The sequence below is a fragment of the Actinobacillus minor NM305 genome, from assembly GCF_000175195.1.
Lineage (GTDB): Bacteria > Pseudomonadota > Gammaproteobacteria > Enterobacterales > Pasteurellaceae > Haemophilus_A > Haemophilus_A minor.
The window spans coordinates 71,382-97,694 of sequence record NZ_ACQL01000068.1 but is presented as its reverse complement, the minus strand read 5'-3'; the positions used below and the strand labels follow the sequence as shown (position 1 = coordinate 97,694).

At 38.8% G+C, this 26,313-nt stretch carries 24 protein-coding genes; 15 read left to right on the top strand and 9 right to left on the bottom strand.

The window, feature by feature from the left end:
- Position 1: 1 nt before the first annotated feature.
- The 13 genes from rsxD (at position 2) to AM305_RS03155 (ending at position 14,201) form a co-directional block, all read left to right on the top strand.
- Entirely contained in the window at positions 2–1,057 is a 1,056-nt protein-coding gene (rsxD, locus tag AM305_RS03215) for an electron transport complex subunit RsxD (RefSeq protein ID WP_005823119.1), read from the top strand.
- The gene (rsxG, locus tag AM305_RS03210; protein ID WP_005823118.1) at positions 1,057–1,689 is read left to right on the top strand and encodes an electron transport complex subunit RsxG; all 633 of its coding nucleotides are present in this window, start codon (positions 1,057–1,059) and stop codon (positions 1,687–1,689) included. The genes rsxD and rsxG overlap by 1 nt, the downstream gene beginning before the upstream one ends.
- Complete coding sequence (locus AM305_RS03205) at positions 1,689–2,288, top strand: sugar O-acetyltransferase (RefSeq protein WP_005823117.1); 600 nt, start codon at positions 1,689–1,691, stop codon at positions 2,286–2,288. Before rsxG ends, AM305_RS03205 begins: the two co-directional genes overlap by 1 nt.
- 2 nt (positions 2,289–2,290) lie before the next feature.
- Positions 2,291–2,980: an electron transport complex subunit E gene (locus tag AM305_RS03200; RefSeq protein ID WP_005818199.1), complete on the top strand. Its 690-nt coding sequence runs from the start codon at positions 2,291–2,293 to the stop codon at positions 2,978–2,980.
- A gap of 14 nt (positions 2,981–2,994) precedes the next feature.
- Positions 2,995–4,557, top strand: coding sequence for a TerC family protein (locus tag AM305_RS03195; protein WP_005823116.1), 1,563 nt, complete (start codon positions 2,995–2,997; stop codon positions 4,555–4,557).
- Position 4,558: 1 nt separating this feature from the next.
- Positions 4,559–5,509 carry a lauroyl-Kdo(2)-lipid IV(A) myristoyltransferase gene (lpxM, locus tag AM305_RS03190; RefSeq protein WP_005823115.1) on the top strand — a complete coding sequence of 317 codons (951 nt, stop codon included), beginning with the start codon at positions 4,559–4,561 and terminating at the stop codon, positions 5,507–5,509.
- Between the two features lie 4 nt (positions 5,510–5,513).
- Positions 5,514–8,174, top strand: a complete 2,661-nt coding sequence (locus AM305_RS03185; RefSeq protein WP_005823113.1) for a PqiB family protein — start codon at positions 5,514–5,516, stop codon at positions 8,172–8,174.
- Positions 8,175–8,201: 27 nt separating this feature from the next.
- Complete coding sequence (gene luxS, locus AM305_RS03180; RefSeq protein ID WP_005823112.1) at positions 8,202–8,711, top strand: S-ribosylhomocysteine lyase; 510 nt, start codon at positions 8,202–8,204, stop codon at positions 8,709–8,711.
- A gap of 423 nt (positions 8,712–9,134) precedes the next feature.
- On the top strand, positions 9,135–10,979 hold the full coding sequence (locus AM305_RS03175) for an ABC transporter ATP-binding protein (protein ID WP_005823110.1): 1,845 nt from the start codon (positions 9,135–9,137) through the stop codon (positions 10,977–10,979).
- A gap of 44 nt (positions 10,980–11,023) precedes the next feature.
- On the top strand, positions 11,024–11,662 hold the full coding sequence (gene purN, locus AM305_RS03170) for a phosphoribosylglycinamide formyltransferase (RefSeq protein WP_005823109.1): 639 nt from the start codon (positions 11,024–11,026) through the stop codon (positions 11,660–11,662).
- An 83-nt stretch (positions 11,663–11,745) separates the two neighbouring features.
- The gene (locus tag AM305_RS03165; RefSeq protein ID WP_005823107.1) at positions 11,746–12,102 is read left to right on the top strand and encodes a NirD/YgiW/YdeI family stress tolerance protein; all 357 of its coding nucleotides are present in this window, start codon (positions 11,746–11,748) and stop codon (positions 12,100–12,102) included.
- Positions 12,103–12,169: 67 nt separating this feature from the next.
- Positions 12,170–12,835 (top strand): response regulator, encoded by a 666-nt coding sequence (locus tag AM305_RS03160; RefSeq protein WP_005823106.1) that lies wholly within the window; start codon positions 12,170–12,172, stop codon positions 12,833–12,835.
- Complete coding sequence (locus AM305_RS03155) at positions 12,828–14,201, top strand: ATP-binding protein (RefSeq protein WP_005823104.1); 1,374 nt, start codon at positions 12,828–12,830, stop codon at positions 14,199–14,201. Before AM305_RS03160 ends, AM305_RS03155 begins: the two co-directional genes overlap by 8 nt.
- A 51-nt stretch (positions 14,202–14,252) precedes the next feature.
- Here AM305_RS03155 and AM305_RS03150 read toward each other — a convergent pair whose 3' ends face one another.
- The 5 genes from AM305_RS03150 to cueR all read right to left on the bottom strand — a co-directional run bounded on the left by AM305_RS03150 (position 14,253) and on the right by cueR (position 18,958).
- Entirely contained in the window at positions 14,253–14,699 is a 447-nt protein-coding gene (locus tag AM305_RS03150) for a LexA family protein (RefSeq protein WP_005823103.1), read from the bottom strand.
- Between the two features lie 164 nt (positions 14,700–14,863).
- Positions 14,864–15,274, bottom strand: coding sequence for an 8-oxo-dGTP diphosphatase MutT (gene mutT / locus AM305_RS03145; protein ID WP_005823101.1), 411 nt, complete (start codon positions 15,272–15,274; stop codon positions 14,864–14,866).
- Between the two features lie 83 nt (positions 15,275–15,357).
- Positions 15,358–18,066 (bottom strand): preprotein translocase subunit SecA, encoded by a 2,709-nt coding sequence (gene secA / locus AM305_RS03140; protein WP_005823100.1) that lies wholly within the window; start codon positions 18,064–18,066, stop codon positions 15,358–15,360.
- A 90-nt stretch (positions 18,067–18,156) separates the two neighbouring features.
- On the bottom strand, positions 18,157–18,471 hold the full coding sequence (secM, locus tag AM305_RS03135) for a secA translation cis-regulator SecM (protein ID WP_005823099.1): 315 nt from the start codon (positions 18,469–18,471) through the stop codon (positions 18,157–18,159).
- Positions 18,472–18,571: 100 nt separating this feature from the next.
- Entirely contained in the window at positions 18,572–18,958 is a 387-nt protein-coding gene (cueR, locus tag AM305_RS03130) for a Cu(I)-responsive transcriptional regulator (protein WP_005823097.1), read from the bottom strand.
- Between the two features lie 85 nt (positions 18,959–19,043).
- Between cueR and AM305_RS03125 the strand changes: the two genes are divergently transcribed.
- Positions 19,044–19,241, top strand: a complete 198-nt coding sequence (locus tag AM305_RS03125; protein WP_005823095.1) for a heavy-metal-associated domain-containing protein — start codon at positions 19,044–19,046, stop codon at positions 19,239–19,241.
- 153 nt (positions 19,242–19,394) lie between these two features.
- Positions 19,395–21,569, top strand: a complete 2,175-nt coding sequence (locus tag AM305_RS03120; protein ID WP_005823093.1) for a heavy metal translocating P-type ATPase — start codon at positions 19,395–19,397, stop codon at positions 21,567–21,569.
- A gap of 71 nt (positions 21,570–21,640) precedes the next feature.
- Here the strand turns inward: AM305_RS03120 and glyA are convergent, their stop codons facing one another.
- The 4 genes from glyA to lptF form a co-directional block, all read right to left on the bottom strand.
- Complete coding sequence (glyA, locus tag AM305_RS03115; protein WP_005823091.1) at positions 21,641–22,906, bottom strand: serine hydroxymethyltransferase; 1,266 nt, start codon at positions 22,904–22,906, stop codon at positions 21,641–21,643.
- Positions 22,907–23,083: 177 nt separating this feature from the next.
- Positions 23,084–23,962 carry an NAD(+) kinase gene (locus AM305_RS03110; RefSeq protein ID WP_005823090.1) on the bottom strand — a complete coding sequence of 293 codons (879 nt, stop codon included), beginning with the start codon at positions 23,960–23,962 and terminating at the stop codon, positions 23,084–23,086.
- Positions 23,963–23,965: 3 nt separating this feature from the next.
- On the bottom strand, positions 23,966–25,048 hold the full coding sequence (gene lptG / locus AM305_RS03105) for an LPS export ABC transporter permease LptG (protein WP_005823089.1): 1,083 nt from the start codon (positions 25,046–25,048) through the stop codon (positions 23,966–23,968).
- Positions 25,049–26,152, bottom strand: coding sequence for an LPS export ABC transporter permease LptF (lptF, locus tag AM305_RS03100; protein ID WP_035293805.1), 1,104 nt, complete (start codon positions 26,150–26,152; stop codon positions 25,049–25,051).
- Between the last annotated feature and the right edge of the window lie 161 nt (positions 26,153–26,313).

Genomic DNA, 26,313 nt, shown 5'->3' with positions numbered 1-26,313 from the left:
GATGTTTAAAATGATCAGTTCTCCTCATACCCATTCCAATAACCTCACAGCAAATTTTATGCTTTGGGTCATCGGTGCCATGTTGCCAGCACTAGTGGTGCAATGGTATTACTTCGGTTATGGGGTGTTAATTCAAGCCGGTATTGCAGTAGGTTTGGCTATTATCATTGAAATTGTTGTTGCAAAATTACGCCGTAAATCGACCGCTTTTTATCTTGAAGATTTGTCGGGAATTTTGACCGCATTGATTTTGGCGATGGCTATTCCGCCCTATGCACCTTATTGGGTAATTGTGATTGGTGTGATCGTGGCGTTGTTGCTGGCAAAGCACGTTTATGGCGGTTTAGGGCAGAATTTATTTAACCCTGCGATGATTGGCTATGCGTTGCTGTTGGTGTCATTCCCTGTACAGATGACCGCTTGGTTGCCACCTTTAGCGTTATTGAACGAACCTCCTACATTAGCGGATAGTTTTTCGCTGATTTTTGCGAATGTCACCACGGACGGTTTTAGCGTTCATCAGCTTATTCAAAGTGTCGATGGTATATCGTCTGCCACAGTGTTAGATGGCTCAAAACAGGCTGTGAATACGATCAAAGATAATGTTATGTTGGGTATTCAACTGGAAAAATTGTTTGCAAATGTGCTGGTCGGCGGTTGGGGGCAAGTGAATTTAGCCTTTTTGCTTGGAGGTTTGTTATTGATTTATAAACGCATTATTCATTGGCAAATTCCTATGGCAATGTTGGGGACTTTTGCCTTATTAAGCTTTACAACAGATTTGGTTTCAGAAACGGCTCATTGGACAGCTCAAGCCCAACTCTTTAGTGGGGCGATGATGTTCGGTGCGTTTTTTATTGCGACCGATCCTGTCACCGCTTCAATCACGCCAAAAGGTAAACTGATTTTCGGGGCGTTGGTCGGCTTGTTGGTTTATTTAATTCGTTATTATGGCAACTACCCAGACGGCGTGGCGTTTGCAGTCTTGCTGGCAAACATCTGTGTGCCGTTAATTGACCACTATACACAACCAAGATTATATGGAATGAAAAAATAATGAGTGTTTCCAAAATTACGCTAAAATATGCGCTATTGCTCGGTGTTGTTGCGCTAATTTGCACCGCCGTATCTACAGCTGTTTATCTGCTGACAAAGGGGCGGATCGAGGCGGTTGTCGCAGCGCAACAACGCCAATTATTGCAAGAAGTTATTCCCGCCAACTATTTTGACAACGATTTGTTGGCAAGTTGTAAGAAAATTGATTTGCCCAATGCCGGTTATTTAAACCGCATTTATTTAGCAAAAAAATCAGAAAATATAACCGCTTACGCCATTCAAACCACGGCTCCGGACGGCTATTCCGGCGATATTGTTTTGTTAATCGGCATTCAACCGGACGGGCGCATTTTAGGGGTTCGAACCCTTGAGCATAAAGAGACTCCCGGTTTAGGTGATAAAATTGAAACTCGGATTTCCGACTGGATTTTCTCTTTTACTGGCAAGAAATTTGCCTTAGATAATGAAACTTTATGGGCGGTAAAAAAAGACGGCGGTCAATTTGACCAATTTACCGGTGCAACCATTACGCCAAGAGCAGTGGTGAATAATGTGCGTCAAAGTGCAAAGTGGGTTTTAACGGAATTAGCCCAAAAACCGGAGATGGTTGAACAGTTTGAGGTTTGTCGATAATGCAAAGTGAATATCAAAAAATGATCAGTGGGCAGCTTTATGATTCAGCAGACCCGAAATTAAAGGAAGATCGAAGCATTGCACGAGATTTATGCTTTGAATTAGCGCAATTACGCCCTTCTAAAAAAGCGGAAAAACAAGATTTATTTCAACAACTCTTTCGTTGTGAACAAGCCGATTTTCATATTGAATTACCTTTCCGATGTGATTATGGCTATAACATTGCGCTGGGTAAAAATTTCTATTCAAATTATAACTGTACGATGTTGGATTGTGCCAAGATTACCATAGGCGATAATGTGATGTTTGCGCCTAATGTCTCATTATTCACAGCAGCTCATCCGATTGATGCGGAAAAACGCAATAGCGGTATTGAATTTGCGATGCCGATTAGCATTGGAAATAATGTTTGGATTGGCGGTAATTCGGTCGTTATGCCAAATGTGACTATTGGGAATAATGTGGTAATTGGTGCTGGTAGTGTCGTTACGAAAGATATTCCGGATAACTGCATTGCAGTCGGAAATCCGTGCCGTGTATTACGTGAAATTACAGAGCAGGATAAAATTTTTTATTTTAAAGAAAAACGGTTTGAGTAAAAATGACAACAGAAAATCAAATTCCCGTTGTACAAGTCGAAACAACAACGCCAGAGCCTCATATTTGGAAGTCGTTGCTGACAGATGGATTATGGAAAAATAATGGAACCTTAGTTCAATTATTAGGGTTATGCCCTCTTTTAGCGGTTTCGAATAGTGTAACAAATGCGCTGGGATTAGGTTTAGCGACCTTATTTGTGTTAATTTGTACAAATACGACAATTTCGCTATTTCGTAAAATCACGCCGCACGATATTCGTATCCCGATTTATGTGATGGTCATCGCAACAGTGGTTACCGCCGTGCAATTACTGATGAATGCGTTTGCTTATCCGGTTTATCAATCGCTAGGAATTTTCATTCCGTTGATTGTGACTAACTGTATTGTGATTGGACGAGCGGAGGCTTTTGCTTCTAAAAACAGTATTGCTCATTCTGCTTTTGATGGCTTTGCTATGGGGCTAGGTATGACATTTAGCCTTGTTTTACTTGGTGCAATTCGTGAAATTATCGGCAATGGTACGCTATTTGATGGTTTGGACTTATTATTGGGTAGTTGGGCAAAAGCCGTTAAAATAGATGTGCTACATTTAGATTCCGGTTTACTTCTAGCTATTTTACCGCCAGGAGCATTTATTGGTCTGGGGATTATCTTAGCGATAAAGAATTTACTGGATAATAAGAAAAAATAAACATTGAGGAATATATGTTAGAGCTTTTTAGTGATTCTTCCATTTGGCTTGGTTTAATCACTTTAATTATTCTTGAGATCATTTTAGGAATAGATAATTTAGTGTTTATTGCTATTTTAGCGAATAAACTCCCTCCATCACAACGTGCAAAAGCTCGCCGGGTCGGCTTAACCCTCGCACTTATTATGCGATTAGGGTTATTATCTGTGATGTCTTGGCTCGTGACTTTAACGACACCAGTGATTAGTAATACACTTTTTTCACTCTCAATTCGAGATATTATTTTAATTGTTGGGGGATTGTTTTTACTTTTTAAAGCGACTATTGAATTACATGAGCGTTTAGAAGGTAAACCTGAAACAACGGGAGAGAATATTGTTTATGCAAGTTTATATGCCGTTGTGGTACAAATTGTTGTATTAGATGCCGTGTTCTCTTTTGATGCTGTCATTACCGCTGTGGGGATGGTAAAACAGCTTGAAGTCATGATGATTGCGGTTGTGATTGCTATGGGGCTTATGCTTATTGCTTCAAAAGCGCTCACAGAATTTGTTGGCAAACATCCTACGGTTGTTATTTTATGCTTAAGTTTCTTGTTGATGATTGGTTTTAGCCTTATTGCAGAAGGCTTTGGATTACATATTCCAAAAGGCTACCTCTATGCGGCAATTGGCTTCTCAATTTTAATTGAGGGCTTTAATCAATTTGCTCATCGTAATCAAACTAAGTATGAAAACCAGCAGCCACTAAGAGATCGTACGGCTGAGGCGATTTTACGTTTAATGGGTGGCAAAACAGCAAAAGAAGTGGGCGATACCGCAACAACAGAAGAAAAAGCGGAAGTTGAACAAGTTTTACCTTTTGCGCAAGAAGAGCGTTATATGATCAGCGGTGTATTAGCGTTAGGCGAGCGTAATGTTCAAACGATTATGACACCAAGAAATGAAATTTCGTGGGTAGATATTGAAACAACAGAAGAGGAAATCAGACAGCAGCTTTTAGATACGCCACATAATTTATTCCCGGTTTGTCGTGGAAGCATTGATGAAATTTTAGGTGTGGTGAGAGCGAAGGATATTTTAGCGGTATTAGATAATCATCAAGATATCTTTATAGCGTTAAAACCGTTATTAGCTAAACAGCAGCCTGTTATCGTACCTGATACCGTAGATAACTTAAAATTGTTGAATATGTTGAAAAATGCTAAAGGTAATTTAGCGATTGTTATCGATGAATATGGGCAAGTGGCAGGCTTAGTTACACCATTAGACTTATTAGAAGCGATTGCCGGTGAATTCCCTGATGAAGATGAAACATTAGAAATTGTTGCACGAGAAGATTACTGGATTGTGCAGGGTACGGCAACGCTAGAACAGCTCAAATTAGAGTTAAATGAGCCTGATATGTTTGAAAATGCCGAACAATTTACATTAGGTGGTTTTTTACTCTCTCAATTTGATACGATCCCGAAAGTCAATGATCAAATTACACTTGACGGATATGTCTTTACGATATTAAAAGCACACTCTGCACGTATTTTAGTCATTCGAATTGAGAAGCTTAGTAACAAGGACTAATATGGAACGAGAAACATATCGAGTAGGTTATCAGCATCAATTTCAAAAAGCCTTTTTACACCCTAAATACTGGGGAATTTGGCTAGGTATTTTCGTGCTTGTGATTTTAGCTTATGTGCCGTTTAGAATCCGCGATAAGATAGCGGCTAAACTGGCTAAAATCGTTGTAAAAAAGCTGAAAGGGAAAAAACAATATCATCGAGCAGAGACAAATTTACGTTACTGTTTTCCAGATTGGTCGGAAGAAAAACGTGCAGATGTTATTGAAAAAATGTTTATTACCGTTGCGCAAACGATGTTAGGGATTGGCGAAATCGCTTTACGTTCGGTAGAGCATATCCGAAAGCGTAGTGAATTTTCAGGGTTAGACATTGTACGAGAAGCGAGAGCATCAGGTAAAAATGTGATTTTACTCGTTCCTCACACTTGGTCGATTGATGCCTCGGGCATTATTATGCATACGTATGGTATGCCAATGGTTTCTATGTATAATCCTCATCACAATCCTCTTGTGGATTGGCTATGGAACCGTACACGGGAACGTTTCGGCGGTAAAATGCATACCCGTCAAAACGGTATTAAGCCTTTTTTAAATGATGTGCGTAAAGGAAATCTTGGCTATTTCCTCCCTGATGAAGATTTTGGCGAAAAGGCAAGTGTTTATGTTCCTTTTTTTGCCACAGAAAAGGCAACATTACCGGGTTTGGCAAAAATGGCTCGAGTAGCTAATGCTGTCGTGATCCCGATGTTTCCGATTTATAATGCAGAAAAAGGCGTATATCAAATTGAGATCTTACCGCCTCTTGAATTTGCAGGCGATGAGTTACAATCCGCTCGCCAAATGAATGAAGTGATTGAATACTTCGTGCCTAAAAATCCTGAACAGTATGTTTGGATTTTACGTATCTTAAAAACACGCCGTGATGGGCAAGATATTTATCGAAAAGATTAAGAAAATGGAAGAACAAACTGTACAAGTTGCAAAAATTAGACCACCTCGTAAAATTTCTCCGTTTTGGTTACTGCCGATAGTCGCATTTGCTATTGGCTGTTTACTTTTCTTTCAAATTTTAAAAGAACAAGGGGAAACAATTACTATCCGATTTAATGAAGGAGATGGCATTACCGCAGGCAAAACGGCTATTCGCTATCAAGGCCTGCAAATTGGTTTAGTGAAAAAAGTCTATTTTGTTGATAACTTGAAAAAGGTTGAAGTAGAGGCGGAAATCAACCCAGAAGCTAAATCGGTGCTGAAAGAAGGGACTATTTTCTGGGTAGTTAAGCCAACAGCTTCGCTCGCAGGAGTTTCAGGATTAGATACATTGGTTTCGGGGAATTATATTACCTTAAAACCAAGTGCTGATCCGAATGCAAAAGCCGAAGATGAATTTATCGCTGAAGAGGAAGCACCTGTTGCTATTGCAACCGATGGTGCTTTATTAGTACGTTTGATTTCTGATGATTTAGGTTCAATTACTGCTGGAGCACAAATTTATTATCGTAAAGCGCCGGTTGGACAAGTTGCTGATTATCGTTTTAGTGCCGACCATAAAAAAGTCGAAATTGATGTGCTAATTAACAAGAAATATGCTTCTTTAGTGAAAAAAGATAGCCGTTTTTGGAATATTAGCGGTATTGATGTAAAAGCAGGGTTATCAGGGGTAGATATTTCTGTGGACAGTTTAGCTTCTGTGGTTGTAGGGGCTGTGTCTTTTGATTCTCCGGATAATTCTGAAGCCGCAGAACAAGGGCAAGCGTTTTCTTTATATAAAGATCAGAAATCTGCGTTAAGAGGCGTAGAGGTAAAAGTTGCTGTCCCAATGGCAGATAATTTGAAGGTAAATGAAACGCCTGTTTTTTATAAAAATGTACAAATCGGTGTTCTTTCTAATTTAGATATGCCTAGTGATGATGACAATGAATTTTTTAAAGGCATTGGTCGTAAAGGTATGTTAAAAGGGACGCTCTTGATTGATCCAAATTATAGCGATTTGCTAAAAAATGGAACGACAATCTTATTACGTGAGCCAAAATTTAGCTTAAATAAAGAGCAAATCAGTAAAATTGGCGAGTTATTTAGAGGGATTTATTTTGATATTTTAGCCGGACAAGGCGAAGAAAAATTAAGTTTTACCGTGCAAAAAGAAGCGGACTTCTTACTTTCGCTTCCGAATATTCTCGCTTTAACCTTTACCGCACCAGAATCTTACGGTGTTGAAGAAGGGCAAGGCATTTATTATAACGATATTCAAATTGGTGAAGTATTAAAACGACAATTAACCATTGATAATGTTTCTTTCCAAGCACTGGTTTATCCACCTTATCGAGCGTTGATTTCAGAAAATAGTAAATTCGTTGCTATTTCTCATTTAGATATTAGTGTTGGTTTGGATGGGCTTCGTGTACAAGCAGGCGCGCCAAATGATTGGATTAAAGGCGGAGTGCGTTTAATTACTGATAAGAAACAAAATGGAAAGGCGAAAAGTAGCTACCCGCTTTATAAAGATCTTGATTCAGCACAAGCAGGAATAACCTCAAGTGAGAAAAAAGCGACTGTTGTTTTATCAGCCAAAACATTGGAAGGGATTGATAAAGGATCAGTTGTTCTTTATCGAGATTTTCAAGTGGGAGAGATTTTAAAAGTTCACCCACAGAAAAATGGTTTTGATGTTGAGCTTTATATTGAGCCTGCTTATCGCCATTTAATGAGTGAAAAAAGTCGCTTCTGGATTGAACCTGCGATTGCCGCAGAGCTTTCCTTAAAAGGCTTAACCGTTCAGTCTTCTCCTTTAATGAGAACGTTAAAAGGTGCGATCAGTTTTGATAACGAAGGAAAAGGAAGCAAAACGTTATATGCAAGTAAAGAACAAGCAACTGTTGGTTATACTTACATTACGCTTATTGCTAAAGATGCTTCAAAACTCTTTAAAGGTATGGATATTCGCTATATGGGCTTAACTGTCGGTAAAGTGGAAAAGCTTGAATTACAAAATGCAAAAAAACAGATAAAAGTCACCGCTTACCTCGATGGACAGTATTATTCATTACTTGCCAAAACAGGGAGTAAATTCAGTGCGATATCGCCTGAAATTACGACTAGCGGAATAAAAAACATTGATGCAATGTTACAAACCTATATCAATGTTGAAGCTGGAACCGGAAAAGCTCAAACACTCTTTAATTTATCCGACACAGCAACGAACCAAACAACTTATGCCAATGGTTACCCTATTATTGTGGAAACTAGCGATGCGCGAGGTATTGAGCCTGACGCTCCCGTTTTATATCGAGGAATGCAGGTTGGAATCGTGAAAAAATTGAATTTGAGTGAATTAGGCGATCGAGTGCTGATCCACCTAAGTATTGAAAATAAATATCAGCATTTAGTGAGAAATAATACAGAGTTCTGGGCAGCTTCAGGCTATACAATGGATGTAAGCTTGCAAGGGGTAAGTATGAATTCTGGTACAATGTCTCAATTACTGAAAGGTGGCATTGAGTTTTCAACCCCTTCGGGACGAGTGGTTCAGCCGCAAGCAAAACCTAATCGTCATTTCTTATTACAACGTAAAATTCCGCAAGATGCCCCTGCTTGGGATCAAGGCATTTCGGAATAGATTTAACCATTTTATGAGGAGAGCAAAATGCCTTTATTAGATAGTTTTAAAGTTGATCATACAAGAATGAATGCGCCGGCAGTGCGTGTCGCAAAAACAATGACAACCCCAAAAGGAGATACTATTACTGTGTTTGATTTACGTTTTTGCCGTCCAAACATTGATATTTTACCTGTACGTGGTATTCATACAATGGAGCATTTATTTGCCGGTTTTATGCGTGATCACCTTAATAGTGAAACGGTTGAAATCATTGATATCTCGCCAATGGGCTGCCGTACCGGTTTTTATATGTCATTAATTGGCACACCTTCTGAACAAGAGGTGGTAAAAGCGTGGACAGCTTCAATGGAAGATGCTTTAAATAAAGTGCCGGATGTGTCAAAAATTCCGGAATTGAATGAATACCAATGCGGCTCGTATAAAGAACATTCTTTAGAAGAAGCACATCAAATTGCACGTAATGTACTTGCAAAAGGAATTGGTGTTAATCGTAACGAAGATTTAGCCTTAGATGAAAAATTATTAAATCCATAATTTATGGCTCAACAAGCGGTTAAATTTTTGATTTATTTTTCAAATGATGTAGTTGTTTTACACATTTTGTAGGGGAAATATAATTTTCCTCTACGATATTCCTAAAACGATACTCAAACTCTCTCCCCTTGTGGGAGAGAGACAGCCGAAGAGTGCGTTCAGCAATCTTCGGCAGAGAGAGGGGAAAAGCCAACGGCTTTCAAAATACGATTTCCCCCTCTCCCTGATTTTGCTTCTAAACGAAGCAAAATCTGTCCCTCTCCCACAAGGGGCGAGGGTTGTATATATCGATCGCCACGATGAGGTGATTGAACATAGTTGCTACACCCAACGGACACACGCAGTGTGTCCCTACAGCCTTTATAATTTAAACAATAATTGTAACGGACGCACGCCAGCGTCCTTATTTTTTAGGATAGAGAAATGTTTAATAAAATTTTTACTTGGTTTGAAAACCGAGTTGAAACATATCCGGAAGAAGCTCCCCAAACACCCAAATCAGGCATTATTCCTTTTATTTTTGAAGCAACAAAAGGAATGAGAGGTTACTTAACGATTTTAACCATTTTAGTTGCAGCCGTTGGGATTATTGAGGCGATCTTATTCCAATTTATGGGCGAATTAGTCGATTGGATCAATAAACTTAGCCCGGCTTCATTATGGCAAGAAAAAGGCAGTACAATTATTGGTATGTTCTTTGTCGCAATGTTGGGCGTGCTTTTTGTTTTCTTAGCCAGCAGCATTCGTTTCCAAAGTTTGCAAGGCGTCTTCCCGATGCGTTTACGCTGGAACTTCCACCGTTTAATGCTTGGGCAAAGCATGGGCTTTTACCAAGATGAATTTGCAGGGCGAGTTTCAGCTAAAGTGATGCAAACAGCATTAGCCGTACGAGATGTCGTGATGACTTGTGCAGATATGCTTATTTATGTTGCTGTTTATCTCACTACATCAAGCGTCATTTTATTACAATTTGATGGTTGGTTATTTTTCCCCTTCATTCTATGGGTTATTTCACTGGCAATTACTATCCGAGTATTTGTACCCAAATTAGCGGAAGCCGCTCAAGAGCAATCTGATGCTCGCAGTTTGATGACCGGACGTATTACTGATGCTTATTCTAATATCGCTACCGTCAAACTCTTTTCTCACGGCAATCGTGAGTCGGCTTATGCAAAAGAGTCGATGGAAGAGTTTATGACAACAGTGCATAAACAGATGCGTTTAGTGACCATCATTGAAACTTTAACCAACTTTACCAGTATTGCTTTGATTGTTTCAACAGCCGGAATTGGTTTATGGCTTTGGTCACAAGAAATTGTGAGTGCCGGTGCTATTGCTACTTCAACAGCATTAGCGTTACGTATTAAAGGTTTATCACAATGGATTATGTGGGAATTTGCTCGTTTATTTGAAAATCTAGGCACGGTTCAAGATGGTATGGCGACTCTTTCTAAACCACATACCGTTGTAGATAAGGCAGATGCGAAACCACTAACCGTAACACAAGGCGAAATTAAATTTGAGCATGTTGATTTTGCTTATGATCCGAAAAAGCCATTATTGAAAGATTTTGATCTCACGATTAAAGCGGGAGAAAAAGTCGGATTGGTCGGTCGAAGTGGCGCAGGAAAATCGACCCTAACGAATTTATTGCTTCGTTTTTATGATATTCAAAACGGTACAATTACCATTGATGGGCAAAATGTGCGTGATATTACCCAAGAAAGTTTACGCTCACAAATTGGCTTGGTTACTCAAGATACATCATTGCTACACCGTTCTGTCCGTGAAAATTTAATGTACGGCAGACCAAATGCGACAGAAGAAGAGATGTTACAAGCGATACAAAAAGCCGCAGCAAGCGAGTTTATCCCTAATTTACAAGATGCAAAAGGGCGCACCGGTTTAGATGCGCACGTAGGCGAACGAGGCGTTAAACTCTCCGGTGGACAGCGCCAACGTATTGCGATTGCGCGTGTTATGTTAAAAGATGCTCCAATTTTGTTACTTGATGAAGCAACAAGTGCCTTAGACTCCGAAGTTGAAGTGGCAATTCAAGAAAACCTCACTGACTTAATGGAAGGCAAAACGGTTGTAGCGATTGCGCATCGTTTATCAACCATTATGGCAATGGATCGTTTAATCGTGTTAGATAAAGGCGAAATCGTGGAACAAGGCACTCACGAAGAGCTGTTAGCACAAAATGGTGTTTATGCTAAATTATGGGCGCATCAAAGTGGTGGTTTTTTAGCAGACGATGACATTTAAATCGCTGTATTTTCTCTAAGAAATATAAAAAGAGTAAATAAAATATGAAAAAAATTGTTGTTTTAATTTCTGGGAATGGTTCAAATTTACAATCAATCATCGATGCGCAAGCAAGCGGTCGAATTTCTGGGAAAATTTGCGGAGTCATCTCAAATAAAAGCGAGGCTTTTGGTTTACAGCGTGCTAAAAAAGCCCAAATTCCGGCTTTTGTGTTTGAACGTAAAAACTTTTCTTCAAATCTCGATATGGATTTAGCCATTGCAGAGCAAATTGAGGCTCTAGAAGCTGATCTTATCGTGCTTGCCGGTTATATGAAAATTCTCTCAAATGAATTTGTTGAACGCTTTAGTGGGAAAATTCTCAATATTCACCCCTCGCTTTTACCTAAATATGCTGGTTTAAATACTTATCAAAGAGCAATGGACGCAGGCGATAGCGAACACGGTATGACTATTCATTTTGTTAATCAAGTGCTTGATGGTGGTGCTATTATTTTACAAGCAAAAGTTCCTATTTTTCCTGATGATGAAGTTGAAGACGTGGTAGAGCGAGTTCAAGAGCAGGAACATCGTTGCTATCCCCTTGTTATCGAATGGTTCTGCCAAAATCGCCTAATAGAGAAAGATGGAAAAGCGTATTTAGATGGGCTTTGCTTACCAGCGGAAGGATATAGCAATGATTAGTGAAAAATAAAACTTTTTTTCTTAAGGATTTTTTAAGATTTATCTGTTTTAATACAACTAAATCATATTTAATGGAGAAAAAAATGAAAAAATTAATTTTAACAACGGCTATTACTACGTTATTTCTCGTAGGCTGTTCTCAACCAGTAGCACAAAATCAAGTATTTGGAGACAAAAGCTCGACCAATATGACTATCTCTCAGGTAAAAAGCCAGTATGATGATGCTCTTGTTACCTTTACAGGAAAAATCATTAAACAATTAGATGGTGAAGATTATCTGGTTGCAGATTCAACAGATTCTATTCAAGTAGAGATCGATAACCATATTTGGCGAGGCTTAAATGTTACACCAAATGACACTATTCGCATTCACGGTAAAGTTGATAAAGAAACATTTTCAACTCAAGTCGATGCCTTTAGTGTTGAGAAAGTGAATTAATCATAACAAGCGGTCTTCTTTGTAAAGTTTTTTGCAAAAAAGACCGCTTACTTCATAAGGAAAAATAATGCGCATTTTACTCATTGAAGACGATAAGTTAATTGGTGAAGGAATTAAGTTAGGACTTACCAAACAAAATTTTGCTGTGGATTGGTTTACAGACGGTAAATTAGGTTTTGATGCCCTTTTTTCTGCAGAATATGATGCGGTTATTTTAGATCTCTCTTTACCCCGAATGGATGGTCTAGACATCCTTAAGCAGTGGCGAAAAGAAAATCAACATACCCCCGTTTTGATCCTTACCGCAAGAGATACGTTAGATGAACGTATTTTGGGCTTTAACGCAGGCGCAGATGATTATCTCTGCAAGCCTTTTGCTTTAATGGAAGTTGTTGTTCGTCTGCAGGCATTGATTCGCCGTAGTCATCAACAAGTCTCTTCAGAAATCGTAATTGGCGATTTAGTGATTGATAGCCATACTCGCAGTGTCTCCCTAGATGGGGAAGATATTGCACTGACTGCAAAGGAATTTCGCCTATTAGAGCTTTTTGCTCATCATAAAGATCGCGTGCTTCCTCGTACCTTAATCGAAGAAAAACTATATAGTTGGGATAATGAGGTAAGCAGTAATGCTCTAGAAGTTTACATCCATAATTTAAGAAAAAAACTTGGCAAATCATGGATAAAAACCGTTCATGGTATTGGCTATAAGTTGGGAACATCAAATGCTTAATTTGTTTGAAAAACAAAGCTTAAGGGCTCGTTTAATTATCTTTCTTTCGCTCATTACTCTCGTTGTTGCCATGATAACCACGCTCATGAGCTGGAAAACCCTACGTAAAGAGATCAATACACTTTTTGATACTCAGCAAATCTTTTTTGCTGAACGCTTGGCTTCTTCAAAGATAGCAGAGGGGTTTCATCAAATACAAGAAAACACCGATTTTTATTTTGCTGATGTTGATGATGATGCGCTTGCTTTTGCTATTTTCACTCAACGAGGTGAACAAATTATCAATGATGATAGAAACGGGCGTTTTATTAAATTTACGCCAACAGAAGGTTTTGATACCGTCGTTACTGATGAGTATGAAGATGATGAGATTGACAGAGATACTTGGCGCATCTATTGGTTAAAACATAATGATGTCTATATTGCAGTTGGGCAAGAATTAGAATACCGTGATGACTTAATCAATAAAGTGATTTTCTCTCAAATGGGAAGCTGGTTACCGGCCTTTCCTATTATAATTTTAGGTATATTTTGGATTGTGAGGCGCGAGTTTATTTCCCTCAAACGTTTAGAACAACAGCTTCAAGCACGTAAACCGGATGAGACCGAACTTATTGATGAAACTTACCTTCCTAAAGAAGTTTTGCCTTTGGTAAAAGGCCTAAACCGCTATTTTAAACGCACGCAAACCATGCTTAATCGTGAAAGACGCTTTACTTCAGATGCTGCTCACGAGCTACGTAGCCCATTGGCTGGATTGCGGGTTCAAACAGAATTAGCTCAAATGACAATGAACGATCCGGAAATACACGTTCAAGCGTTAAATAACCTAACTTTAGGCATAGATCGTATTTCGCAACTCATAGAACAGCTATTGGTGTTATCACGTCTAGAAAATATTGAACATCTCAATGATCTTGAAGAAATTTCATGGCGTTCCCTATTAGAGCAAAATGTCAGTGAACTCTATACGAAAGCCGAGAGAAAACAAACCGATATTCAAGTTGATATAAAAAGCGAACCCAAACAACAAGGCAAACCTTTATTACTTCACTTGATTTTGCGTAATTCGCTAGAGAATGCGATTAACTACACCCCAAATGGGAGTTTGATTAAATTAACTCTTTCAGAAGAAAAATTAGTGATAGAAGATAATGGCAATGGCGTTAGTGAAGCGGATTTACTGAAACTAGGGCAACCTTTTTTCCGTCCAACAGAGAGACCAAATAAAGGACAAGAAGAAAAAGGAAGTGGCTTGGGGCTTTCTATTATTAAACGGATTACTGAACTTCATGGATTTACCCTAGCCTTTAGCCAAAGTAGTCTAGGAGGTCTAAAAATTGAGATCGGGTTTGTACCAGTTTAGAATACTCAAAAGGTTTAGGAAATACAGACCTAAACCTTTTTATCTTATAAATTAAGCTACATATCTTCTTTCTTGAGAATGAGAAAAACGTTGTCTCATTTGATGTACAACATTGGTAATAACACCGGCTACATTGACCTCATCCAAATCTTTTAGACGTAAATTTTTTTCATGAATATCTAATGAAAAGAGTATGATTTCACCATCAACTTCATTAAAAAATTGATAGAATTTATAATCACCGCCTTTTTCAAGCACAAGCAAATCATTTTTATAGTATTGCTGCGCTTTTTCAACAATCACAAGATCATCAAACTCAATTCCCCAAGCAATTAAATTAGGATTTTTTACTAAAAGAAAAAATGTATCCCTAGGACGTTTAATGCAAAGTGAGTTTAAATCTAATTTAATGGATCGTCCATGATCGGGATTTATATCTCGATATAAAGGAATTGGCTGATAAGACGATGCTTTTTTGATAACTTTAAGACTTGCCATGTTATACCTCTATCTTAAATCTGGCGTTTTATACAGTAATAATTTTACTGATTAAACAACCAGTGTCAAGAGGTAATCATGATTTTTTTTACAGTATTTTGAAACTGCTATCTTAGAATTTTATAAGTACGATGATAGCTTTCTGAAAACTAGCCTTGATTCCATTATTCTTCATTTATTATTTCAGCTTTTAGTTTACCGATAAGACGCTCATTTGCTGGTGGAAACTGTCCTTCATCTAATTCTGCTTGTGCAATCCAAAAACCATCTTGCCCTTCTCGTCCAAAAGGTTCCCCAATCCATTCTTCAACTAGATAAAAGAAAAATTCGATCACTTTTGTCGGATATTCAAAACTAAAATGCTCATAAGGGAAGGCGCTTAATACTTGAATACCAATTTCTTCTTCTAATTCTCTTGCTACCGCTTCTTCTGGTGTTTCACCTGGATCGACCTTACCACCAGGGAATTCCAATGCTTGAGCAAAATCTTGCCCTTCAAGGCGTTGAGTGAGATAAATTTGCCCAAATTCATTGCGAACAATCCCTGCTGCAACTTGAACAATGGGTTTATTCATAATTATTCCTTTATACTCTGTGAATAAAATTACGGTTCGATTGCAAAAAATAAGGCAAATCGAACCGCTTGTTAGACTATGCTCTAAGCATATTTCGCTTTACTACCGTGGCAGTGCTTATATTTCTTACCAGAACCACAAGGGCAAGGATCGTTACGACCGATGTTTAAATTTGCCAATTGTTCTTCTGTTAAGTTTTCTAACTGCTCTTCTTCATTAGAAGTTGCGTAGTGAGAAGCCTCTACCTGTGCAGCTTCTGCTTGTTGGCGTTGTGCTTCTTCCACTTCTTCCTGTTTACGTATTTGGATACGGCTTAATACACTAATTACGTTCATTTTTAAGTGATCCAACATTTCAGTGAACATCGCGAAAGATTCTTTCTTGTATTCATTTTTCGGATCTTTTTGACCATAACTGCGTAAATGAATCCCTTTACGTAAGTAATCCATCGCTGAAAGATGTTCTTTCCAAAGCTCATCGAGGGTTTGTAATACGATACCTTTTTCAAAGTTTCGCATTACTTCTGCACCAACAATCGCTTCTTTCGCTTGATATTCTTCTTTCGCAAGATTAATAATACGTTCACGTAATGTTTCTTCGTGAAGATCATTTTCTTCTTCTAACCAATGTTTAACCGGTAATTTCATACCAAATTGGCGTTCTAAGCGTTGTTCTAAACCTTCGATATCCCACATTTCTTCAATAGATTGCGGTGGAATATATTGGTCAATCACACTATTGAATACATCATCACGGATTGTGTTGATCATAGATGAAACATCATCTGTTTCAAGCAAGTAGTTGCGTTGTTCGTAAATAACTTTACGCTGTTCATTAGCCACATCATCGTATTGAAGAAGATGTTTACGACCATCAAAGTTGTGCGCTTCCACTTTAGCTTGCGCAGATGCAATCACTTTCGTTAATAATTTTGACTCCATCGCTTCGCCTTCTTCTGTAAAGGCTTTACGCATCATATTGAGTTTACCTTCGTTGAGGTAAATACGCATTAACGCATCATCAAGCGAGAGGTAGAAACGTGATGAACCCGGGTCGCCTTGACGCCCTGAACGACCACGTAACTGGTTGTCAATACGGCGAGATTCGTGACGCTCTGTACCGATAATATGTAAACCACCGGCAGCCATTACGATATCATAACGCTCTTTCCAAGCTGCTTTAATCGCTTCAATTTGTTCTTCAGTCGGGTTCTCAAGCTTCGCAATTTCCGCTTTCCAGTTACCGCCTAAGACAATATCCGTACCACGACCAGCCATATTTGTAGCGATAGTTACCGCTCCTGGTAAGCCTGCATCAGCAACAATTTCTGCTTCTTGTGCGTGGAATTTTGCATTTAATACGTTATGAGCAATACCGGCTTTGGTTAATGCTTCAGAAAGTAATTCTGATTTTTCTACCGATGCCGTACCTACGAGTACCGGCTGATTACGTTCGATACATTCACGAATATCTTTAATGATAGCGGCAAATTTTTCCGGTTCGCTCTTAAACATTAAATCGGTATGGTCTTTACGTAACACGGGTTTATTCGTTGGAATAACCACTGTATTTAAACCATAAATTTGTTGGAATTCAAAGGCTTCCGTATCCGCCGTTCCCGTCATACCAGCTAATTTTTCATAAAGACGGAAATAGTTTTGGTAAGTGATTGAAGCGACTGTTTGGTTTTCGCCTTGAATGTTTACCCCTTCTTTTGCTTCAATAGCTTGATGTAAACCATCAGACCAACGGCGCCCCGCCATAGTACGACCGGTATGTTCATCAATAATCACCACTTCGCCATTTTGAATAATGTAATCAACATTTTTCTCAAATAATTTATGAGCACGAAGTGCTGCGTAAGTGTGGTGTAATAATGAAATACGAGCAGGTTGATATAAACTTTCCCCTTCTTGCATTAAGCCCATTTGAGTTAAGATTTTTTCAACCTTAACCATACCACGTTCGGTTAAATGCGCTTGCTTATTTTTAAGATCAAGGGTGTAGTCACCTTCGCCGGTATATTCATCACGGTCTTCTTTTTCTTGGAAAACTAAATGTGGAATAACCTGATCAATCGCTTGATAAATTTGTGTCGCATCTTCTGAAGGACCTGAAATGATCAGCGGTGTACGGGCTTCATCAATTAAGATAGAGTCCACTTCATCCACTAAGGCATAATGTAACTCGCGTTGGAAACGATCATTTTTATCATGCGCAAGGTTATCACGTAAATAATCGAAGCCTAATTCGCTGTTTGTTGAGTAAGTAATATCCGCACGGTATGCAGCACGTTTCTCTTCAGGCGCCATACCTGGCACGTTTACACCAACCGTTAAACCTAAAAATTCAAAGAGAGGGCGATTAGTTTCAGCATCACGGCGAGCAAGGTAATCATTTACCGTAACAACGTGAACACCTTTACCTGTTAAAGCATTTAAATAGCAAGGTAGCGTTGCAGTTAAAGTTTTACCTTCCCCTGTACGCATTTCTGCAATGTTACGCTCTGTTAGAACCATACCGCCAATTAACTGCACATCAAAATGGCGCATGCCCATAACACGCTTACTTGCTTCACGAACCGTTGCAAATGCTTCCGGTAACATAGCTGCAAGCGTTTCGCCATTTGCTAAACGCTGTTTAAATTCAGCTGTTTTTGCTTGTAATTCTGCATCTGCTAATTTTTCAAATTCTGGTTCTAATTTATTGATTTTATTAACTGTTTTTCTTAAACGTTTTAATGTGCGATCATTACTTGAACCGAAAATGGCCGTTAAAATTTTTGAAATCATTGAGTATCCTTTATAAATCTTAATAAATTATTTTGTTGTGGGTAGAACATTCTAATGCCCTACTCTTTTGGGATAATCCCATATTATGAATTAAGAAAATATCGGACCGGCACGAATAGGTTGATTAGGATTGCCATCAAAATAATAAGATTTTGCAAAAAATTCCGTAAAAACAACCGCTTGTTGTGGTAATACATGAATATCTTGCTTAAGTTCGGAAAGGAAAAAGATATGCTGTTCTTGCTCACTTTCTTTAACAGAATAAGCCGCAAGTGATTGATTGATAACGGTTGGTTCACATTCCACCGTTTGTGCCTGAATTTCAGGTAACGCAAAAATCGCAAGCATTCCGAGGAAAAATTGCGATAAAAATGGTTTACGATGAAAGTGCCTAAATAAGTTCATTATCAATGATTAAGAAAAATTTGCCGGTAATTATACGTGAAATTCACAATAATAGCCAAAATATTGCGGTCAAGTTATGTAAAATCAAGTGAAGATATGCTTATTTCGTCAATCCCTTTAAAATAGAGCAATCCGGACTATCATTGCCACAACAACTTTTACTCCAACTTTTTAGCAAAGAAAGCATATTCTGCAAATCTTGAATTTTTTGCTCCAACTCCACGATATGCTGTTCTGTGAGTTTCTTTACTTCTCGACTGGTTCGGCTCGGGTTATCATTTAAAGCTAATAAGAGCGTAATTTGCGCCAAAGAAAACCCAACTTTACGAGCGTTATAGATAAAGCGCAACTGTGCTAAATCTCTCTCCGAATAAATGCGATACCCTGCCTCAGAACGGTGCGCTTCAGGCAATAAACCAGCTTTTTCATAATCTCGAATTTGCTTAGCAGAAAGCCCCGTTTGTTTTGCCGCTTGACTAATATTCATTTTTTTACTTGACCTTAACCTAGAGTTAAGGTTTAGCATACATAACAAATATCAGTTTGTCATTTTTTATTATAAGGAGCTTACGATGACAGTAATATTAAAATTAGACGGTTTACATTGCAGTAATTGTGTTAAAAGCGTAGAAAAAGCATTATCCGCCATTGAAGGAGTGGAAAAAGTAAACGTAACGTTAGAACCACAACAAGCAATTATTGAAGGTAATGTTTCAGCACAAACCTTAATTGACGTGGTTGAAGATATTGGGTTTGAGGCAAGTGTTTAAATTTGAGAGATAACCTAGCACGAGCCGTGCTAGGTTCATTAAGCCCAGCCCCGCTGGGGCTGAAGGAAGAGCCGCAGAGCGGCTCAGATTAAGTAACCCTATACTGCTCGTATAGGGGGACTTACTACCATAAACTCACACTGTGGAGAAAATATGTCTCATTCTGAAACCCAACTTTTGATTGGCGGTATGCATTGTGCGGCTTGTGTTCGCCGAGTAGAAAAAGCGTTGCTGAAAATCGAAGGTGTCAGTTTTGCTTCCGTTAATCTTGCGGATCAAACCGCTTTTGTTGAGGGGAATGCATTGCCTCAAAATATGTTACAAGCGGTCGAAAAAATCGGATTTTCTGCAGAATTACTTGAGAGCGAAGAAGAACGCCGAATTAAACAACAAGTTCAAACACAAGCAACGCTTTCCCATAAAAAACAGCAATTTATTTTTGCATTAGTGGGCGGTTTTTCCATTATGGCGATAGGTATGCTGATTGGCATGAACATCAATGCCGATAATCATTTTTGGTGGTTTATCATTGCTTTTTTAAGCATAGCGATTATGTTTTTTAGCGGTAGAGATTTTTTTAAAGGCGCTTGGACAAGCCTTAAAAATCGTTCGGCAAATATGGATACCTTAGTTGCTCTAAGCACAGGTGTGGCGTGGCTTTACTCTTTCGGTTTGCTAGTTTTCCCTCAACCTTCTGCGCACGTCTATTTTGAAGCAAGTGTGATGATCATTGGCTTTATCAATTTAGGTAAATATCTAGAACTAAAAGCCAAACAACGCTCTTCTCTCGCTTTAGAAAAATTACTCGACTTAGCCCCAAAACAAGCGGTCATTTTTGAAGAAAATGTTGCCAAAACCATTCCGGTAAAAGGCATAAAACCTCAAATGCGCCTTCAAGCATTAGCAGGGGATCGCCTTGCCGTTGATGGCGTGTTGGAAAGTGGTAATCTTTGGGTTGATGAATCAATGCTCACAGGTGAAGCCTTACCAATTGAGAAAAAAGTGGGCGATAAAGTTAGAGCCGGCACGCTCATTCAAGATGGGGCGGGAATTTACATTGCCGAACAAGTTGGTTCTCAAACTGCATTAGCTCGAGTAATTAACGCTGTTCGCCATGCTCAAAGTAGTAAACCACCGTTGGCTCAGTTTGTCGATAAAATCGCTAGTATTTTTGTACCTGTTGTGGTCAGTATTGCGCTACTCAGTAGCCTAATTTGGTTAGCATTAGGACAAGATTTTGCCTTCGCACTTGCGATTTTTACAACAGTGCTTATCATTGCTTGCCCCTGCGCACTCGGCTTGGCCATTCCACTTTCTACCATTGCCGGTGTGGCTCGCTCAGCTGAATTTGGTGTGCTTGTTCGAAATATCGAAGCACTACAAGCAAGTAGTGAGATTGATACCCTTGTTTTTGATAAAACCGGCACGCTCACCACAGGAAAAATGCAAGTCACACAAATGCAAACCGTTGGAAATGTTCAAGAAGACGTTGTGCTTTCTCTAGCCAAAAGTTTAGAAAAACACGCGTCCCACCCGATAGCCAAAGCGATTGTTAATTACGCTGAACAGGCGGCAGATCTTGATATTGAACAGGTTCAAATTGTAAAAGGACTAGGCATTAGCGGATATTTTGATGATCATAAAGTCAAAATCGGTAATCTTAAATTTATGGAAAATGCCGCCTCTCAATTTGATGTTTCTCTTGAAGAACACAGCACGATTGTTTACATCAGTATCAATGAACAAGCTGCCGGTTATTTTGCGATTTCAGATCAACTACGAGAAGAAAGCAAATCAATGATCCAACAATTCCAAGCCAATGGCTATCAATGCTGGATGCTTACCGGTGATCGCAAATCTACTGCAGAATATTTTGCCCAACAATTAGGCTTAGATGGCGTGATTGCAGACGTTTTGCCAGAGCAAAAAGCGGAGAAAATTCAATCGCTCCAAGCTGAAGGAAAAAAAGTTGCAATGGTAGGCGATGGTATCAATGATGCACCGGCACTTGCGCAAGCAAATGTGGGGGTGGTTATGCAAAATGGTTCTGAAATTGCGATCGAAACCGCTGATTTATCACTTATGCAACAGGGACTAGCTCCTTTAGCTAAAATACTGCCATTCTCTAAACGTGTTTTGGCAAATATGAAGCAAAGTTTGCTTGGTGCATTTATGTACAATGTAATCGCAATCCCGATTGCAGCCGGCGCGCTTTATCCGTTTACAGGTACTCTGTTAAATCCAATGATTGCAGCGATTGCGATGACACTTTCGTCAATTACGGTGGTGTTAAATAGTCAAAGGTTATTGAGATATAAGCAATCCTGAATCTATAACAAAAAAGGGCTGTTCCTTACAGGATTCAGCCCTTAATCTATTACACTATTTTTCTATTGCATTTATTTCGCATAAACCGGTAAACGTTTACAAATTGCGAGTACTTTTTCTTTTGTATCAGCAATTACTTTCTCTTCATTTTCTGAGCCGATAGCATCAAGTACATCACACATCCAGCCGGCTAATTCAGTAACATCTGCTTCAGTAAAACCACGGCGTGTTACCGCTGGTGTACCGACACGAATACCTGAAGTAACAAATGGTTTTTGAGGATCGTTTGGTACAGAGTTTTTATTCACAGTAATGTTTGCGCGACCTAATGCCGCATCCGCTGCTTTACCTGTTAAACCTTGTTTAATGAAGCTTACTAAGAATAAATGGTTTTCCGTACCATTAGAAACCACATCGTAACCACGTTTTTTGAACACTTCTACCATCGCTTTGGCATTTTTCAATACATTTTGTTGGTAAACTTTGTATTCTGGCTCTAATGCTTCTTTAAAACACACCGCTTTCGCAGCAATAATATGAACTAATGGACCACCTTGATTTGCAGGGAATACCGATGATTGTAATTTCTTATAGATTTCTTCATCTTTGCAAGAAGATAAAATTAAACCACCACGAGGACCGCCCAATGTCTTATGTGTTGTTGTTGTCACTACGTGTGCGTATGGTAATGGGTTTGGATAGATACCTGCAGCCACTAAACCAGCAACGTGAGCCATATCAACAAATAAATAAGCACCAACTTCATCAGCAATTTCACGCATTTTTGCCCAATCAACTACTTGTGAATATGCGGAGAAACCAGCCACAATCATTTTTGGTTTGCACTCTAATGCTTTTTGACGGACATCTTCGTAATCAATTAAACCATCAGCGGTAATACCATAAAGTACAGAATTATAAATTTTACCTGAGAAACTGACTTTAGCACCGTGAGTTAAGTGACCACCGTGAGCTAAATCCATACCTAAAATCGTATCGCCGGCATTGATTAATGCACCATAAACGGCAGCATTAGCCTGTGAACCTGAATGTGGTTGAACGTTAGCATAATCAGCGCCAAAAAGTTCTTTGGCACGATCAATGGCTAATTGTTCAACGATATCAGCATACTCACAACCACCATAGTAGCGTTTACCCGGGTAGCCTTCTGCGTATTTGTTTGTGAATTGAGAACCTTGCGCTTCCATCACTCGTGGGCTTGCGTAGTTTTCTGAAGCAATTAATTCAATGTGTTCTTCTTGACGTGTATTTTCGTCTTGGATTGCTTTCCATAAAATCGGATCGTAATCTTTGATGTTCATATTTGCTGTAAACATTCAAGGTTCCTCTTAAGTTAATTAAAATAAAGAAACAACAAGCGCAAACGTTTGCGCTTGTATGATACGGTGCATTTTACACATTTTTAATGTTAGAAGGTAGCTTTTTTTAAAGAATTTATCTTGCTAAATTCTCATATTAAAATGAATTTATTTAATACAAAGATAGCCGAAAAATTAGAAGAGTTTACTCGACCACCCTAATTTAGAACCAAGCACGGTAAAATAGTTATAATCTTTGAGATGCAATAAACGAAGTTTATCCGGACTTTTGCGTACAATCACACGATCTTCAGGGGTAAAATGCAAATCAAATTGCCCATCACAGCTCACTTCTAAATTTGTTTGATTATATTGAGCAAAACGTAGTGAAATATGGCTATCGCCATCAACTACTAAAGGACGGGAAGAAAGTGTATGAGGATGCATAGGAACTAATGCAATCGCATTCATATTCGGTGTTAAAATCGGTCCGCCAGCTGAAAGCGAATAAGCGGTTGAACCCGTTGGGGTGGCAATAATCAATCCATCAGAACGTTGAGAAAAAGCAAATTTACCATCAATATAAACCTCAAACTCAATAATACGGGCGATTTGACTTGGGTGAATAACCACTTCATTCAAGGCATTGTTCGATAAAATTGTTTTCCCATTACGTTCAATATGCGCTTCCAATAAAAAGCGTTCTTCAATGATATATTCACCTTTCTCCAAACAATTATATAATTGTTCAAAAGCAGTTTGCGGAGCAATATCGGTTAAAAAACCCAAATTACCACGATTTATGCCAATAAGCGGTACTTGATATTTAGCAAGTTGGCGAGCCATTCCAAGCATATTACCATCGCCCCCAATCACAATAACTAAATCCGCAAACATACCGATTTCCGCTAATGTTTTACCTTGTGGGATCTGCAATTGCTCTGCAATTTTATGCTCTACCAAGACATCATAATGGCGATCTTTCAACCAATTATAGACCGCCAAATGCGTTTCTAATGCAATATCGTGTCGTGGTTTCCCCACAATCGCAATCTTTTGAAAGGCTCTTTTCATAGTTTAATCTCGTTTTTTGGTGAGTAACCACCAAACAATACTCAAACAAATCAAACTTGGTATTAATGCCCCGATAGAAACCGGTAACCAGGTGGCGATCAAGCTCATATTACCAAACACTATATTTGCAACATAGAACATAAACCCAGCAACAATCCCAATAACAATTTTTGCCCCCATCGTACTGCTACGAAGCGGTCCAAAAATAAAGGAAATTGCCAATAACATCATAACCGCCATAGAAATTGGCTGATAAACTTTTCGCCAGAAAGTAATTTCAAAACGTTTTGGATCTTGCCCTGTTTCTTTTAAAAAGCCAACGTAATCTGCCAATCCCGTAATCGACAGCGATTCTGGTTTTAAGGAGACAATACCTAGCTTACTTGGCGTGATACTAGTTTGCCAAGGTTGATCTTTTTCTTTGGACTGTTTAATGGAATTCCCTTCAATGGTTGATTTTTCAACCTTTTTTAAAATCCAACTATCATTTGTATATTTCGCCTCCGCGGCTTGAGTAATTGACTTTAATTCTTTTTTATCAAAATGGTAAATAGAAAGATTATTGAGCTGTGTTTCACTACCAATGCGGCGAATATAGACAAAATTTTCGCCATCTCTTGCCCAAAAACCACCGCTTGTAGAAAGCATTGAACCGCCACTTTGTGCAACCGAACGCATATCGCGAGCGTATTGTTCCGTTTGTGGCACCCCCCATTCACCAATGATCATCGTAAACAAGATCAGGGGTACAGCCGTTTTCATCACTGCAAGTCCAATTCGGAAGCGAGAAAAACCGGATGCCTGCATAACCACCAATTCACTACGACTGGCAAGATTACCTAAACCTAGCAATGAACCAAGTAGTGCTGCTATTGGGAAAAACGTTTCAACATCACGAGGGATTGTTAAAAAGGTATAGTATGCGGCTAATAATGCATCATAGCTACCCTTCCCAACGGCTTTAAATTCTTCAACGAATTTTATAATTGCACCTAGCCCAACCAATAAAAAGAGCGTTAAGAAAATCGCAGATAAAATCGTTTTGCCGATGTATCTTTCAAGAACATTCATACCGAAAAATCTCATTTATGCCACCGCCTTTTTAAAATTAAAACGATAACGTAACTTCGACATCCATTTGCTATCCCACGAATTCATAACAATGCCTAAAATTAAGAAAGCCACCGAAACAACCGGCATAAGAATTGTCGGATCAAGTTTGCCGGATGCTCCTGATGATTTAAGAGTACTTTGTAGTAAGAAATAAATTAAATAAAGCAACAACGCCGGTAATAATTTTGCAAAGCGCCCTTGTCTTGGATTTACACTACTCATTGGTACGGCAAGTAATGCCATAATTGGCGTTGCAAAAATCAAGGCAAAACGCCATTGCAATTCAGCTCGCGCCTCTGGAGATTTATCTGCAACTAATTTTGCCCAATCTGCTCGCTGAACAAGTTTTTCATCAGAATCTACGTCTTGGTGTCCCAAATATGCTGTATAGTTTTCAAAATGCGAAATACGAAAATCTGCAACTTTTGCAGTACCTTCATATCTTGTACTATTTTCTAACGTAAGAATCTGATCACCATTAGGTAAACCTTTCAATTCGCCACTATCGGCGACAATGACAGAGGGACGATTTTTCTTTTGCTGATCCGGTTGGAAAACGTAAATGTCATTTAACTTATTCTGGTCATAATTTATGTTATCAATAAACAACACATAGCCGCCCGCTGTCATAAATTGACCTGCTGACAATGCGCTAAATCGAGGGTTAGCCTTCGCCTCAGCTAATAATTCACTCTGTTTATTAATTGCCCATGGCGTTAGCCAAAAAACGTTATATACCGCTAATGCAGTCGTAAAAATGGAAAGAAATAATGCGACTTTTGCTAATAAACCTTGCCCAATACCACAAGCTCGCATTACCGTAATTTCACTTTCAGCATAAAAACGCCCTAAAGTAAGCAATAATGCAATAAAAAGCGATAATGGCAACATAAGTTGTGCCATGCTCGGCATGCCTAATCCCAATAGATTAACCACTAAATCAGCCGGAACTTTTCCACTGACAGCTGAACTCAATACTCGAACGAGTTGTTGGCAAAAGAAGATCAATAACAATATGAAAAGTATCGCAATTTGGCTCTTAAATATCTCTTTGGTTAAATATCGACTTAAAATCACACTAAAGCTCTCATTTATCAATTTATTACTTGCAATTTCTTTGCAAATCGGTAGGTTATGACCTATATTTTTTCGCTAGGTTCAAGCGGCTATGCGTTATTAAGCCTTTTTGCAAACTTTTTGTAAAATTAGCCCGCTTGTAAAAGCGATATCATACCTCT